This window comes from Exiguobacterium sp. s121, from assembly GCF_018617245.1.
Classification (GTDB): domain Bacteria; phylum Bacillota; class Bacilli; order Exiguobacteriales; family Exiguobacteriaceae; genus Exiguobacterium; species Exiguobacterium profundum.
This window is the reverse complement of the sequence record NZ_JACSJV010000001.1, coordinates 1,687,967-1,701,602: the sequence shown is the minus strand read 5'-3', so window position 1 is coordinate 1,701,602 and position 13,636 is coordinate 1,687,967. Positions and strand designations below refer to the sequence as shown.

At 45.3% G+C, this 13,636-nt stretch carries 18 protein-coding genes; 14 read left to right on the top strand and 4 right to left on the bottom strand.

Annotated features, from left to right (window positions below; genetic code table 11):
- Positions 1–13: 13 nt before the first annotated feature.
- Entirely contained in the window at positions 14–1,180 is a 1,167-nt protein-coding gene (locus KOG47_RS08775; protein ID WP_031421494.1) for an FtsW/RodA/SpoVE family cell cycle protein, read from the bottom strand.
- Positions 1,181–1,329: 149 nt separating this feature from the next.
- On the opposite strand from KOG47_RS08775, the gene fabI reads away from it, so the two are divergent.
- Together fabI and KOG47_RS08765 are read left to right on the top strand one after the other, a co-directional pair.
- Positions 1,330–2,103, top strand: a complete 774-nt coding sequence (gene fabI / locus KOG47_RS08770; protein ID WP_074037406.1) for an enoyl-ACP reductase FabI — start codon at positions 1,330–1,332, stop codon at positions 2,101–2,103.
- Between the two features lie 83 nt (positions 2,104–2,186).
- On the top strand, positions 2,187–2,375 hold the full coding sequence (locus tag KOG47_RS08765; RefSeq protein ID WP_015881231.1) for a hypothetical protein: 189 nt from the start codon (positions 2,187–2,189) through the stop codon (positions 2,373–2,375).
- A gap of 2 nt (positions 2,376–2,377) precedes the next feature.
- Here the strand turns inward: KOG47_RS08765 and KOG47_RS08760 are convergent, their stop codons facing one another.
- Positions 2,378–2,887 (bottom strand): YjcG family protein, encoded by a 510-nt coding sequence (locus tag KOG47_RS08760; protein ID WP_015881232.1) that lies wholly within the window; start codon positions 2,885–2,887, stop codon positions 2,378–2,380.
- 175 nt (positions 2,888–3,062) lie between these two features.
- Between KOG47_RS08760 and KOG47_RS08755 the strand changes: the two genes are divergently transcribed.
- The 7 genes from KOG47_RS08755 to KOG47_RS08725 all read left to right on the top strand — a co-directional run bounded on the left by KOG47_RS08755 (position 3,063) and on the right by KOG47_RS08725 (position 8,653).
- Positions 3,063–3,608, top strand: coding sequence for a phosphatidylglycerophosphatase A family protein (locus KOG47_RS08755; protein WP_015881233.1), 546 nt, complete (start codon positions 3,063–3,065; stop codon positions 3,606–3,608).
- Positions 3,608–4,195, top strand: a complete 588-nt coding sequence (locus KOG47_RS08750; protein WP_215244083.1) for a phosphatase PAP2 family protein — start codon at positions 3,608–3,610, stop codon at positions 4,193–4,195. The genes KOG47_RS08755 and KOG47_RS08750 overlap by 1 nt, the downstream gene beginning before the upstream one ends.
- Positions 4,192–4,728, top strand: coding sequence for a hypothetical protein (locus KOG47_RS08745; RefSeq protein ID WP_214691107.1), 537 nt, complete (start codon positions 4,192–4,194; stop codon positions 4,726–4,728). Before KOG47_RS08750 ends, KOG47_RS08745 begins: the two co-directional genes overlap by 4 nt.
- Positions 4,721–4,912 (top strand): hypothetical protein, encoded by a 192-nt coding sequence (locus tag KOG47_RS08740; protein ID WP_074037402.1) that lies wholly within the window; start codon positions 4,721–4,723, stop codon positions 4,910–4,912. Before KOG47_RS08745 ends, KOG47_RS08740 begins: the two co-directional genes overlap by 8 nt.
- A 157-nt stretch (positions 4,913–5,069) precedes the next feature.
- Positions 5,070–7,091, top strand: a complete 2,022-nt coding sequence (locus KOG47_RS08735) for a BglG family transcription antiterminator (protein WP_074037401.1) — start codon at positions 5,070–5,072, stop codon at positions 7,089–7,091.
- Positions 7,091–7,357 carry a PTS sugar transporter subunit IIB gene (locus tag KOG47_RS08730; RefSeq protein ID WP_074037399.1) on the top strand — a complete coding sequence of 89 codons (267 nt, stop codon included), beginning with the start codon at positions 7,091–7,093 and terminating at the stop codon, positions 7,355–7,357. The genes KOG47_RS08735 and KOG47_RS08730 overlap by 1 nt, the downstream gene beginning before the upstream one ends.
- Positions 7,358–7,390: 33 nt before the next feature.
- Positions 7,391–8,653, top strand: a complete 1,263-nt coding sequence (locus KOG47_RS08725) for a PTS ascorbate transporter subunit IIC (protein WP_074037398.1) — start codon at positions 7,391–7,393, stop codon at positions 8,651–8,653.
- Positions 8,654–8,701: 48 nt separating this feature from the next.
- Here KOG47_RS08725 and KOG47_RS08720 read toward each other — a convergent pair whose 3' ends face one another.
- A complete protein-coding gene (locus KOG47_RS08720) occupies positions 8,702–8,989 on the bottom strand; it encodes a hypothetical protein (protein WP_074037396.1) in 288 nt (95 codons plus the stop codon).
- Between the two features lie 272 nt (positions 8,990–9,261).
- Positions 9,262–9,993: a hypothetical protein gene (locus tag KOG47_RS08715; protein WP_074037395.1), complete on the bottom strand. Its 732-nt coding sequence runs from the start codon at positions 9,991–9,993 to the stop codon at positions 9,262–9,264.
- Between the two features lie 149 nt (positions 9,994–10,142).
- Between KOG47_RS08715 and KOG47_RS08710 the strand changes: the two genes are divergently transcribed.
- The 5 genes from KOG47_RS08710 (at position 10,143) to KOG47_RS08690 (ending at position 13,465) form a co-directional block, all read left to right on the top strand.
- A complete protein-coding gene (locus KOG47_RS08710; RefSeq protein ID WP_015881239.1) occupies positions 10,143–10,718 on the top strand; it encodes a GNAT family N-acetyltransferase in 576 nt (191 codons plus the stop codon).
- Complete coding sequence (locus tag KOG47_RS08705) at positions 10,715–11,434, top strand: alpha/beta fold hydrolase (protein WP_215244082.1); 720 nt, start codon at positions 10,715–10,717, stop codon at positions 11,432–11,434. Before KOG47_RS08710 ends, KOG47_RS08705 begins: the two co-directional genes overlap by 4 nt.
- On the top strand, positions 11,421–11,981 hold the full coding sequence (locus KOG47_RS08700; RefSeq protein WP_159562028.1) for an NADPH-dependent FMN reductase: 561 nt from the start codon (positions 11,421–11,423) through the stop codon (positions 11,979–11,981). Before KOG47_RS08705 ends, KOG47_RS08700 begins: the two co-directional genes overlap by 14 nt.
- Positions 11,982–12,049: 68 nt before the next feature.
- Positions 12,050–12,289 carry a hypothetical protein gene (locus tag KOG47_RS08695; RefSeq protein ID WP_015881242.1) on the top strand — a complete coding sequence of 80 codons (240 nt, stop codon included), beginning with the start codon at positions 12,050–12,052 and terminating at the stop codon, positions 12,287–12,289.
- 84 nt (positions 12,290–12,373) lie between these two features.
- Entirely contained in the window at positions 12,374–13,465 is a 1,092-nt protein-coding gene (locus tag KOG47_RS08690; protein ID WP_074037949.1) for a virulence factor, read from the top strand.
- Positions 13,466–13,636: the final 171 nt, after the last annotated feature.

Sequence of the window (13,636 nt, the reverse complement as noted above, 5' to 3'; positions counted from 1 at the left end):
TTGAGGGATTTTGTCAATCATCATCAAACATATAGGTTTTTGATTTAGAGGCCACGTTCATGACGAGACCGATGGCAATCATGTTCATGATAATCCCTGTTCCCCCGTAACTGACGAACGGGAGGGTAAGTCCAGTGATCGGCAAGACACCGATTGTCATACCGATGTTTTGGAACACTTGGAACGTGAACATGGCGATGACACCGGTGACGATATAACTTCCGAACGCGCTACTAGACTCTAACGCAATGTGAATCATCCGATAGAGGAATAAGAAGAAGACGATGATCACGAGAGCTGCGCCAATGAACCCATAGTGTTCTGCGATAACAGCAAATATGAAGTCCGTTTGAGATTCCGGTAAATAGACGAGACCCTGGCCGTATCCTGCTCCGAACATCTGTCCAGAACCAATCGCCTGTAGCGATTTGATTAATTGGAATGCCAGATCATCTGAATATTCGTAAGGATAAATCCAGGCCTGGAAGCGGTTGAGGGCGTGTCCAGGTACGAATGCTTGTAAGACTTCGAAATGGGCAAAGAACAGATACATGAATGTGCCGATGGTCAAAGCCGCAGCGCTGAAGAGACCAAGAAGCCACTTCCAACCGATTCCCGAGACAATGATGATGGCGCCGAGCATCGTCATCAGAACGAGCCCGGTCCCTAAGTCCGGTTGTGTCACAATCAGCCCGAGCGGCGGGATGGCGACTAGTACCAGTTTCACGAGGAGCCATGTATCGAGTTGTGACGATCCGTAACGTTTATTGTGCTCATAGACGATGGTCGACATAGAAATCAATAAAAAGAGCTTCATGAATTCGGCTGGCTGGAAACTGAATCCAGGCACGTTATACCAACCATACGCCCCGTTGATGTTCGGTACGAGCGACGTGTCACGTAACGGAATCAGACCGACGAGCAGAAGTAGACCGAATGCGTATAAGTACCAATGGATTTTCCGGAGTTGCTCATATTCAATCGTCATAATCGCGAACATTGCAAAAAAGCCGATGACATAACGAATGCCTTGTTCAAGAGCAAAGTTGATATGTTGAAGTCGCGTTGGCAACATCGGTTGAGCGGTATAGATTGCACCGAGACTGATGATCATCAATAGGAAGACGATGGTCAACAGTGTCGTATCTAAACTTTTAAAATATGATTGTATACGGTTCATAATGGAGTCGAATCACCCTTTCTATACGTATTTTATCTTACCGCAACTTAAAAAAATCGCAATACGTAACGAGTCGGTTGACAAAACAGAAACCTTTCTGTAATCTGAGAACAGATATTATCACCAGGTACTAAAAAGGGGAGTTTATGATGTCAATTTATCCAACATTAACGAATAAAACGTACGTCGTCATGGGGATTGCCAACAAGCGCTCGATTGCATGGGCGATTGCCAAAACGCTTGATGAGGCAGGGGCGAAGCTCGTGTTAACGTATGCGGCAGAACGATTCAAATCGGGTCTCGAGTCACTCGCAAGTGAGTTGAAACAAGAAGCGATTCTACTTGAGTGTGATGTGACGAATGACGAAGCGATTGATTCAACATTCCGTTCGATTCACGAACAAGCTGGCGAGATTCAAGGAATCGCGCATTCGATCGCATTTGCTGACAAAGAAGCATTGCGCGGTGAGTTCTCAGAAATGACACGTGGTCAGTTCGCGCAGGCATTAGACATCTCAGCATATAGTTTGACGGCAGTTGTGAAAGCGGCGAAGCCTTACTTCGCACAAGACGCCTCGGTGATCACACTCACTTACCTCGGCGGCGAGCGTGTCGTTCCGAACTACAACTTGATGGGTGTCGCCAAAGCGGCACTTGATTCGAGCGTCAAGTATTTGGCGAACGAATACGGTCCACATGGTGTGCGTGTCAATGCTATCTCGGCGGGGCCGATTCGTACATTGTCAGCCAAAGGGGTTGGTGATTTCAACAGTATCCTTTCTGAGCTTGAACAGAAGGCGCCATTGCGTCGAAACGTTTCGGCGGAAGAAGTAGCTTCGACAGGTCTCTTCCTCCTCTCGGGGATGGGAAGTGGCGTGACCGGCGAAGTCATTCACGTAGATAGCGGATACCATATTTTATAAGTTTGGGGAATGGCGCAGTGATGCGCCATTTTTGTATTACCTCGTGAATAAATCGGGTAAGGACCTATGAAGGAGGTCAGATCATGGGTCCCTATCAGATTGATTTTACTGTCGTACAATACGTCAACCGACAAGTCCAGCCATCAGGTCGAGCAAGCATCGAACCGGTGACACGAATCAAACGTGTCCAACGAATCCGACCTCGACGTGAAGAATGGCTTGAAGAAGAGCAAGAAAAAAACCCCGGTCGCTATGTCGACCGGAGCATATAAGGTTAGCCTCGGAAACGGAACGTCTCATAGACGTTCCATGTTTCATTTTCGAGTTCATACATGACGGCCATCCGAGTGATCGTCTCTTCGAAATGAACCTGCTCCATACGCATACGTTCGAGGACGTCGAACAGCTCGGCATCGGTCAAATCTTGACCAATCGTGATGTGCGGCAAGAATTCATATTTCGGTGTTTGGTTGAGCACACCTTCATGCAGTCGTTGCTGAAGAGTCGACAAATCACGTGTCGGTAACACTTTTAAATACAAGACATTGTTTGTCGGTGCGAAAGACCGAACGCCATCGACTTTTAACTGAATCGGTTTAGTCGAATCCGCAACTTGTTGCAAGTACTCGAGTACTTTCGGCAAGTCTTCTTCTGACACCTCTGTCCGCTCTTTAATGGTCACGTGAGGTGAAATCAACGCATATTTTGTGTCATAGCGTTTTCGATAAGAGTTCGCAAAATCTTGCACTTGTTTAGACGGAAATAAGACTACCCCAATCTTCATTCCTCTTCCCCCTTTAATCGTTTAACCTACATGTTAATGATGACCGATTTAATGTGGGAAGTCAAAGCAGGGTTCGTCTTTTTTCAATTTTTCAGTATAATGGTTATATCATATAGAGAGACGATGACTCTCTGAACGAAGGGATGTGAAGCGGGATTTCGATCCTGCGCCTATTATGAAACACGTACCACACTCACGTGACGTCCGAGAAGCGGCTCGTGCTCGTTTGCTCGAACGCGGGGTTACGATTGAATCGATTGCTGAAATCGTATACCAGATGCAGGCACCCTATTCGCCGCATCTTTCATTAAAAGATTGTATGGATTCTGTCGAGGCGGTTCTAGATAAACGTGAGCTACAACATGCGATTCTCGTGGGATCAGAGCTCGATATGCTGGCTGAAAAAGGGCAATTATCTGAACCGCTTCTGTCGATTATCGCCTCAGACGAAGGTTTATTTGGAGTGGACGAGACGATTGCGATCGGTGCCGTCAACACATATGGTTCGATTGCCGTTACGACTTTCGGATACTTAGACAAGGCAAAAATCGGTATCATCAAACAACTCGACACGAAGATGGATGATGGGCAAGTGCATACGTTCATGGACGATCTCGTCGGTGCCATCGCTGCCAACGCTTCAGGACGATTGGCGCACCGGTTAAGAGATATGGTCGATTTCGGAGAAGAAGAGATGCGTGAAAGAAAAGGGTTGTATTGATGAAGTGGACACCGCAGATGGTGGTCATCACCGGGACGGTCGCATATGTGATCGTGTCGGTGTTTGTCGTTTTAGGGGCGGTCGATCCGATGAACACATTCGTATATGAATGGTTACAGCCGCTACCGGATCGAGTGTTTGCCTACGTGACAGAGCTCGGGAGTGCACAAGTCATTGTGGGACTCTCCATATTAGGATTGTTGTTCTGGTATTGGCGTGGGGACCGTACCGAAGCATGGCGCCTAGCGCTCGTCGGAATCGGGACACTTCTGTTTACTCAAGTGCTGAAGCTCGTCTACGGAATCGACCGACCGCTCATTGATGCATCCCTCGATGCAACGACATACAGTTTTCCGAGCGGACATGCCTCAGGATCGCTTGCACTATATGGATTGACAGCTTATGTACTGTATCGAAAGAAACAGTCGAGAGTCGTCATCTTCATTCTCTTGTGCCTCGTCCTTGCGGTCTCGCTCAGCCGAGTCATCTTAAACGTTCATTACTTTAGTGATGTGCTTGGCGGTTGGCTCGTTGCGTTGACGATGATTGCATTGTCTGAATGGATCATAAGGAGGAGAACGGTTTGATCGTTGTGGTAGATGTAGCAAAATGGTTATTCGTTCAAAAGAAAGAAGCTGATGATGCATCAGTTCCCACGATATTAGTGGAAAAAGATAGAGAAGGGGCGACATGGTTCACCTCGATGAAAATTTTGTTCCAGTTAAAGAAATGGACGGGTCGACGTCGTTTTGTTCCCCTTTTACTGTGTGATGAGCACACCTATCGTTCATATGAAGTTTTTCATGTCGATGCTGTGCCGTCGTTGGCTCTACTCGACGGGGGGCGGACGTTACTAGTGGACAATAAACGAGATGAGTCATTTGATGTTGTGATACGGGAAAGCGGATTGGAAACAGAAAAATCGATTTTATTGTTCGCGCTTCAGTATATTGAACAGATGACGAATGAATCAGTCGTTTTTGCCGGAGATGAGTCGATTGAGGCGACGCGGATCGTCCCGACAGCATTGTTGGATAAGGCGGACCGCTTAGAATCAGGACGTCGTCTATTTGAATGGATGCATGATGAAGACTTACGTAAGGAGAATCAACATGACTGATTGGGAAATGACATTTCAACAATTATTGGACGAACAAGTGGATGAAGTGAACGTGCCACGCGAAGATTTTTTATCCGTTCGAACCATTTTGATTGAGAAAGGCTGGCTCTTTCAAGTAGTAGGAGAGGCCAAGCATGGTGGCGTGACGATTTATCGCAGAAACCCGGTCACTGCGAATTCATAATGGCAAGAGACGAATGAATATAAAGATTCACTCGTCTCTTTTTTATGCATTCATGAAGAGACAGAAGTTTGTGGGCGAAGTTCCCAAAAGTCAGTCGTAACCGCTTACATTTTGTGATTGATTTCGTTTTATACTACAGGTGTAGGAGGCCTCTACTATGCAACTGAATGAAAAAAGTAAACGAATCTTAAATGTCATCTTGCATGAAAAGCAAATGACACTAGACACCTTGACGATGATGCTTCCATATTCTCGACGGACAGTCGAATATGAATTGGAACGTATACAAGAATGGCTCGTCGGAAACGGACTATCGAATTTGAAGATGGACGGAACAAAAATAGAATTGACCGTGACAGAGGCGCTAATCGAGCAAGTCGAGCGCGCCGAATTAGTCTGGTCAGAAGAAGAACGAGAGCTTGTCATCACGCTATTCGCGATGACCCAAGTCGAATTTCTATCCAGTTTTCATTTTCAGCACCTATTAGATGTTTCCAAGTATACGGTCCAAGAAAGTTTGAACACCGTTAAAAAGCAGGCGGCCCAATTCGGGATTGATTTTTCTTATACGAGGAAAGAAGGATATCGGTTCAACGGTCATCTCCAAACGGTCGCATTATACGTGTACCGAACAATTGAACAATTGCTTGAGAAGTCAACGTTCGCTCAATTACTCGATTTATGTTTCGATTCTTGGCAAGTTGAGTTTATGGAACGGATCGGACAGATTGAACATTTTGAAAACTTGAATCAGTTTCAGTTTGTCGAAAGCCATCGTGAAAAATTAGCATATTTTCTGATGATTGGGTCTAGGTTATCACCTGACGCATATGTTCAAGATGACGATTCCTGGTTGACAGAAAAAGTCGATGCATCAATCCGAGACAATTTTGAAGATGTTCCACAGCTGTGGGAGACATTGATGATGTTAATTCAAGGTGGTTCAAAAGTGTCGGAAGAAATGGATGAGCTGGTACAGCAAAATCTTGCGTCTATCATGATTGAGGTGATTGAGCGCTTTGAAGGTTTGAGTTGTACACGTGTAATCGAACGCGAAGCGTTATGTGAAAAACTAGTCCTCCATGCGAAAGCGACGCTCAATCGTGTCCATACCGAAATTATGCCGTCAGATGAATTGGAACGATATGTGATGAAGGAGCACCGTGTATTAAATGTAATTGTCGACCGCTCTCTCGACCCGATTCGAGACCAAATTCAGACGAAAATTCCAAGTTCAGAAGTCATGTATTTCACTCTTCATTTTGCGGCCCATCTTCATCAACAGGGGCAACATCTAGATGAAAAAATGAAAGCGATTGTCGTATGTCCAAGCGGAATTAGCGTTTCGCATATGCTCGATCACATTTTGAAAAATCAATTTCCGGACTTTGTATTTCTGCCACCAATTTCGCAAAGGGATGTCTTGGAGTTTGCACCGCTTGTCGATTTGATTTTTACGACGGTGCCATTGCCGCTAGCGGTTCAACAACAAGCACACGTGACGCTTGTTCCGACACTACCGACAAGGCTAGAACAGCTTGCCTTAAAGCGCCAAATCCAACAGCGCTTCATCGCAAATGGGAGCGTCGCCCGAATGGAAGTCGCAGATATTCTCGAAGTGGTGAAGAAATATGCAACAATCCATCAAGAAGCGCAACTAAGAAAAGAATTGAAACATCTGCTACAAGATGAACCGATGAAAGATGAATGGAAAGGGGGACAACCCGTGCTAAATCAACTCGTAACAAAAAAAGAAATCCAACTTGACGATCAAGTATCGGATTGGCAGGAGTCCATTCGTCTCGCGGCCAAACCACTTGTTGATAATGGAACGATCGAATCTCGTTATGTTGAGACGATGATTGAGAACGTCATAGAACATGGTCCGTATATCGTGCTCATGCCACAAATTGCAATCCCTCATGCGAGGCCGGAAGATGGTGTAAATCACCTTGGGATGAGTGTGCTGAAGTTAACAAAACCTGTATTCTTTCCTGGAGAGAAACCGGTTCGTGCTTTCTTTGTCCTAGCGGCAATCGATCAAACGACTCATTTAAAAGCCCTTGCACAGTTGACCGAGCTATTAGGAAATGAACAGGACGTGTCACTTCTTTTAGAAGCAGACACTGTAGACGATATTGTTGAGGTACTCAATCGCTATTCAGAGGAGGAAGAATAATGAAAAAGATTTTAGTGGTATGCGGTAATGGATTAGGCTCGAGCTTTATCATGGAATTGAACGTAAAAAAAGCACTCGAACAAATGGGGAAAGAGGCGGATGTCTCTCATACAGACCTGGCGACGGCACGAACTGAACCAGCAGATATTTATCTCGGAGCTCAGGATATCATCGGAACGTTAGATGATGGTTCAAAAGAAATCGTCGCACTCGAGAACGTGATGAATATTGAAGAAATTAAATCAAAACTAGATGGAAAAGTTTAAGATAGATGAAATTTTATTAGGGGGGGAACGCTCATGCTTGATTTGATTATGCGAGATATATTGGGGACACCTGCCATACTGGTTGGACTGTTCGCTTTGATTGGGCTCGTTCTACAGAAGAAAGATATTGCTTCAATCGTCTCTGGTACATTGAAGACAATCATGGGGTTTGTGATTATCGGGGCAGGTGCCGGCGTCATCATAGCGGCACTAGACATATTCGGACAGATGTTTGACGAAGCGTTCAGTATCCGAGGGGTCATTCCGAACAACGAAGCGATCGTTGCGGTTGCGCAAGATGCGTTTGGTGTCGAAACGGCAATGATCATGGTGTTCGGTATGGTTATGAATATCGTGCTCGCACGTATCACGCCATTTAAATACATCTTCTTGACAGGTCACCATACGTTATTTATGGCAAGCTTACTAGCAGCAATTTTATCCGTATCAGGACTCGATGGTACGTTATTGATCATTGTCGGATCGGTATTGCTAGGACTCTGTATGGTCTTATTCCCGGCACTCCTTCAACCTTTTGTACGTCAAATTACTGGCTCTGACGATTTTGCAGTTGGACATTTCGGGTCACTCGGATACTTTGTTTCAGGGACAATCGGAAAATATGCGGGAAACAAAGAGCATTCAACCGAGCAGATTCAAGTACCGAAACAACTTGGTTTTTTACGTGATACGTCGGTAGCAGTTTCGTTGACGATGACCTTACTCTTCGTGGTCGTCGCAATCTTTGCCGGTCCTGCGTTCATTGAGACAGAATTATCAGATGGGTCGAACTATATCGTCTTCTCTATCATCCAAGCCATTACTTTTGCAGCGGGCGTGTATATCGTACTTGCGGGGGTTCGCATGTTGATTGCCGAAATCGTACCTGCCTTTAAAGGGATTGCTGATAAGATGGTTCCGAACGCAAAACCTGCGCTCGATTGTCCGACAGTTTTCCCGTTTGCACCAAACGCTGTCATTATTGGATTTCTTGCAAGTTTTGCCGCTGGATTATTTTCGATGTTTCTATTACCGTTGTTTGGTTTGGCGGTCATCGTCCCGGGTCTCGTACCTCACTTCTTTACAGGAGCGACAGCGGGAGTATTCGGGAACGCTACGGGTGGACGTCGAGGAGCGATTCTTGGATCGATTGCTAACGGAATTCTGATTAGTTTCTTACCGGCTTTGTTACTTCCGCTATTAGGGAACTTAGGTTTTGAAAGTACGACGTTTGGAGACTCTGACTTTGCTATTGTGGGCATTCTAGTCAGTTGGCTCGTTTCATTGTTCTCATAATGTGAAAAATGAGGTCTTTCTCCCATATGGAGACAAGACCTCATTTTTTTACGCGTTCGAAGCGAGTTTGATTTTTTGTCGTTTCATCTTGTGTAGTAACCAAGCATAGAGGACTTCACAAGAATTGTGAGGAAGGATCAGCTCCACCAAAGGGTGAGCGTGACCAAATATAGTGAAGCGCGAATGGTCTTCGTCGAGCAGAGAGACTTGAATATCCGTCGCATCCTGTAGTGAAATGCGCTGTTCTCCTGCGTGAGCATCTTTAAGTTTCAGCATTTTTCCATTCGTCGCAAACTTGGTGAACGATGAGACTCCTTGTACTTTCAGTTGTTCCATTTCGTGTATCTATCCATCGCGTGATGAATAGATTTTCACCTCGCTTTCTCTATATTGCCTTCCATTCCTCCAGAAGGTTATTCCTAGTATAACGCCTCGTTCGAAAAAGAAAAGTGTTAATTTAACAAAAAATTAAGACAATTTGTTATCAATTTTTAAGAATAGCGTTCAACCCTGTCTAGCATAGGAATAAGGTTGAAACAATCGGTCTGAAAATAACAAAAAAGAACCCCGTTTTCAGAGGTTCGCATCTATTGGTTACATGTATGACCTTATAATCGCTCAATCTGCCATGTACGACGGCGATACAACAACTGTCCTTTTAAGGCGATGGATTCTTTCTTCGCATCGAAGTCCTCTTCAAGAACGGACATGTCTTCATAGCGACCCGCTACATAGAATGAGATGACGATTTGGCGATTGAACAAACTGCGTTTCGTATGATCGAAATCGATGATCAGACCTTGAGGTGCCAACTCGAGTAATTCATCAATGACAGGAAGTGGAATCGGAACAAAACTGATGTTACGAATATCACGATCAAGTTTACTTTGCAACATGTTTTGAACGAAACGATTGATTGTCGACCAATCGCGAATATAAAGACTGCTATGTCGATCGTTTGCTTCATTGAAGAACACAATCTCATTATCGAGCGAATCCAAGAACGGCTTCTTGATTCCGCGTTCCATATGACTTAAAAACAAGATTTCTGCAATTTCATGATCGGACAGAGTTTCGAGCGTGTTGTAGTCCGGAAAATCGATCGCTGTGAATGTTGTTTGGTTATTCAAATACTTAGACGAGAACGAAGATAGTTCATGCGCTTCAATATAACGAAAACGCGACCTCGAGGATTGTCTCATCCCTTTGATATCCGTTCGACAAATAATCATCGGTCTCGTCACGGAAAGCGCTTCTGTTACATCCGCCAACGTCACACCATGGAGTGTGAAGCGTTGGACGTCCCGGTCTTGCTTCAAATAAAAGAGTTGTTTTGACATATGGTATCCCCTCAGTTTGACATACTACGATTATAGTAGCAAAAACACATGCTTTCCGCCATCTTGAGACGGTACCAGAGGGTTGAGTTCGATACATTTGGGAAAATAGAAGTATAATTGAGGAAACGAATAGGAAAGGCGGGTTCCACATGTGGGGATTAAAACGGAGTTTTCCTGAGCTCGCTACGCCCCGGTTTATCCTGCGAGAGCTAGAACCGCGTGATGCTAGAGCACTATATACCATTCTATCCACTGAGGAAGTGATGCGATATTATGGGTCGGACCCGTTGCTTGCCGTCTATGAGGCGAAGAACGTGATCGCTTACTTTAAAGATCAATTTCAGCAAGGGAAGGCCATTCGCTGGGCGATATGCGATCGGATGACGAATGAATTGGTTGGAACGATTGGATTCCATAATTGGACGCCCCAATATTATCGCGCCGAAATCGGGTTTGAGGTTTCCCCTCACTATTGGAGACAAGGGGTGGCTTTCGAAGCCGCTTCAGCTGTCATTCAATACGGTTTTGAAGAATTCAAGTTTCATCGAATCTCTGCGTTGGTCGCACCAGGGAATGAAGGGTCGAATCGTCTCGTTCAAAAATTGGGATTTATTGAAGAGGGACTTCTACAAGATTATGCATATAGCCATGGTCGATTCATGGATTTGACTATGTATCGGCTACTCAAAACAGAATGGGAAGAAAAGGAGCACTCGATGATATGAAAGCACTCGTATTGTTACATGGGTTGTGCGGTTCTCCAAAGTACTTTGAACAATTGGAACCGTTATTGAATGCCGAAGTCCACACGCTCACATTACCCGGTCATGCTAGGACGGACGTGGGGCCGGAAACGATGGATCATTTTGCGGACTGGGTCATCGAAGAAATTCGTCTTCGAGGCCTTGAGCGTCCCCTTGTATGTGGGCATTCTTTCGGAGGCTACGTGACGACTAACCTCGTGCGTCGCTATGGAACAGAAATATCAGGATTTGTATTGATTCACTCGACGGCTGCCGCGGATACAGAAGCAGCGCGGGAGAAGCGAAACGGTGCCATTCATCAAGTCATCGAAGAAGGGGTCGAGCCGTTTATTGACGGAATGATTCCAAATGTCTTCTCAAGTGATTCCGACCCGGCGCTCGTTCAACAAGCGATTGCAATCGGATATGAGATGACGGTCGAGGGAATCGTGAACGCGCAACAGGCGATCCGGGATCGTGAAGACGAAGTGGACACCGTCGAAACGACTCACCTCCCCGGCCTATTCATTTACGGCTCAAAAGACCCGAATATGAATGAGGAGCGGGCGTTTTTAGGTGCGTCACGACATACTAAAGCAATCGTTCCGTTCAGTCATATGGGGATGATGGAGTCCCCTGAAGAAGAAGCAAAAATCATGAACGAATGGATGCAGGAGGTGGATCATGGAAAAGTATAAGTTAATCGCTATGTCAGGAAGTCTTAGAAAGAAATCTTTTAATACCGCTCTTTTGCATTCGATCATTGAACTGGCTCAAGATGATTTCGACATTGAAGTCGTCTCCATCGAACTTCCACTGTTCAATGATGATTTGATTGATCCAGATGAACCAGAGGTTGTGGCTACTTTGAAGCAAGTCGTTCGGGAAGCTGATGGATTATTGATTGTCACCCCCGAATATAACCATAGCATCCCGGGCGTCCTAAAGAATGCGATCGACTGGCTTTCGCTCGAGCCAGGGACGCCACTTCGGGATAAACCGGTCATGATCGCCGGGGCCTCGCCTGGCATACTTGGAACCGCCAGATGCCAAATCCATCTCCGACAAGTATTTGCCACAAATCGTGCAAATGTTTTACCGGGAAATGAAATTTTCATCACGCATTGTAAAGAAAAGATTGATGATAGTGGGTTGCACGATGAGAAGTCGATTAATCAAATTAACAAAACATTATCGGAATATCGTAAATGGATAGAATTTTGGAAGCGTAACACAAAAAATTAACTTGAAGTCGCTCATGTTGTTTGATAGAAAGGAATTGTGAAAACAAACACAAGAGGAGCGACACCAAAATGGAAACTTACATCGAACTGTACAATGGCGGCGAATTAGGTGATCGGGCGGTAATGAACGATGGGATGACATTTGGACGAATGACGATTGTTGAATTGTTCTATCAATCCAATCATATTTTTGGTTACGTGAAAGAAGATGGTGAAAAACGTTTCTTCCTTGAACCGATTTCAGAGGACGACACATTTACTGTGGATGGGACGACGTATTCACTCCAACAGTTTATCGCGTTGTTTTAAGTAAAATAGAGGATTGATCGAACGCAAGCGACTCGCTTGCGTTTTTTTGTCATTTTCGTCACGATGAAAAGTGAGGTGATGAGGATGAAACTAGTAGCAATCGAACCGACACCAAGTCCGAATAACTTGAAAATCATTGTGGACCCTCCGTTCGAAGGGAGAGGCATAACGTACGATAAAGCGAGTACGGATGCCCCAGCCATCATTCAAGAAATCATTGGGCTTCGAGGCGTCAAATCCGTTTACGCCGTGTCTGATTTTCTCGCTGTCGAGCGACATCCGAAACATGATTGGCATGACGTCATGAATGAAATCCGACGGGCGTTCGGGGAACAAGTTGAGGAAGTCGAATCCACAAAGATGGATACGGACTATGAACCAGTCCATGTATCCGTCCAGTTCGTGCTCGATGTACCGATGCAATTAAAACTCGTCAAAGGGGACGAAGAAAAACGAATCGGGCTGTCGAAACGATTTGTCGATGCAGCGATGGAAGTTCAAGCACAAGTGAAGAATGTCATTCAAGACCGTCGTTGGGTAGAGCAAGCCCCACGCTATGGTGAATTGGATGAAGTCAGTGTCATCGCGCAAGAAGAATTGGAAGCGGCGTATCCTGAAGAGCGCATCGAACGGATCGTGGCCCGTGCGTTTGGTCGTGAAGCAGATTTTGAGGCAAACGCGAACCATTTGCAGTCGGAAAATTGGAAAGATCGGATGGCATTCCTGGATGAACTCGAAATCCATCATGAGAATATGCCCTATTTCCGTCGTGCCTTGGAAGATTCCGTGATGGCAATTCGTCGACAAGCGGTCGTCATGATCGGGATGTTTGAAGAACGACGTGAGGAATATGTCACATATATTGAACAAGCTTTAGTGGACGCTTCTCCTATTGTGCGACGAACAGCTGGGGATACGGTCTCCGATTGGGCATTACCTCAGTCACAACCTTCAATGATTGAGGCGCTGAAAGATAAAAACAAACTCGTACGTTGGCGAGCGGCTCGTTTCTTATTCGATTGTGGAGATGAACGGGCTGTACCTGCCTTGTCAATCGCGGAGGAAGATCGCGAGTTCGAGGTCTCTTTACAAGCGCGACTTGCGAAAGAGCGGATCACGAGCGGCGAGACAGCACTCGGGACGGTATGGCAACAAATTTCGAACCGCTCGAAATGAGGTTTCGTTCGACATGTGTCGAATCATTTTGATTTACAATTTAAGGTAAAGAGGAGCATCTGCATTGCGGATTGCTCCTTTTTTTCACAAAAACACATGCACATTTCCCCAATTGACTAACATTTGATGTAAACGTTTCGACAATAGGTAAAATGTCATTGTTATGCTGTC

Bases quoted from the DNA above. Each gene is read 5' to 3' on its own strand.
- KOG47_RS08775 (WP_031421494.1), bottom strand. From the start codon at position 1,180: ATGAACCGTATACAATCATATTTTAAAAGTTTAGATACGACACTGTTG.
- fabI (WP_074037406.1), top strand. From the start codon at position 1,330: ATGTCAATTTATCCAACATTAACGAATAAAACGTACGTCGTCATGGGG.
- KOG47_RS08765 (WP_015881231.1), top strand. From the start codon at position 2,187: ATGGGTCCCTATCAGATTGATTTTACTGTCGTACAATACGTCAACCGA.
- KOG47_RS08760 (WP_015881232.1), bottom strand. From the start codon at position 2,887: ATGAAGATTGGGGTAGTCTTATTTCCGTCTAAACAAGTGCAAGATTTT.
- KOG47_RS08755 (WP_015881233.1), top strand. From the start codon at position 3,063: ATGAAACACGTACCACACTCACGTGACGTCCGAGAAGCGGCTCGTGCT.
- KOG47_RS08750 (WP_215244083.1), top strand. From the start codon at position 3,608: ATGAAGTGGACACCGCAGATGGTGGTCATCACCGGGACGGTCGCATAT.
- KOG47_RS08740 (WP_074037402.1), top strand. From the start codon at position 4,721: ATGACTGATTGGGAAATGACATTTCAACAATTATTGGACGAACAAGTG.
- KOG47_RS08735 (WP_074037401.1), top strand. From the start codon at position 5,070: ATGCAACTGAATGAAAAAAGTAAACGAATCTTAAATGTCATCTTGCAT.
- KOG47_RS08730 (WP_074037399.1), top strand. From the start codon at position 7,091: ATGAAAAAGATTTTAGTGGTATGCGGTAATGGATTAGGCTCGAGCTTT.
- KOG47_RS08725 (WP_074037398.1), top strand. From the start codon at position 7,391: ATGCTTGATTTGATTATGCGAGATATATTGGGGACACCTGCCATACTG.
- KOG47_RS08720 (WP_074037396.1), bottom strand. From the start codon at position 8,989: ATGGAACAACTGAAAGTACAAGGAGTCTCATCGTTCACCAAGTTTGCG.
- KOG47_RS08715 (WP_074037395.1), bottom strand. From the start codon at position 9,993: ATGTCAAAACAACTCTTTTATTTGAAGCAAGACCGGGACGTCCAACGC.
- KOG47_RS08710 (WP_015881239.1), top strand. From the start codon at position 10,143: ATGTGGGGATTAAAACGGAGTTTTCCTGAGCTCGCTACGCCCCGGTTT.
- KOG47_RS08705 (WP_215244082.1), top strand. From the start codon at position 10,715: ATGAAAGCACTCGTATTGTTACATGGGTTGTGCGGTTCTCCAAAGTAC.
- KOG47_RS08700 (WP_159562028.1), top strand. From the start codon at position 11,421: ATGGAAAAGTATAAGTTAATCGCTATGTCAGGAAGTCTTAGAAAGAAA.
- KOG47_RS08695 (WP_015881242.1), top strand. From the start codon at position 12,050: ATGGAAACTTACATCGAACTGTACAATGGCGGCGAATTAGGTGATCGG.
- KOG47_RS08690 (WP_074037949.1), top strand. From the start codon at position 12,374: ATGAAACTAGTAGCAATCGAACCGACACCAAGTCCGAATAACTTGAAA.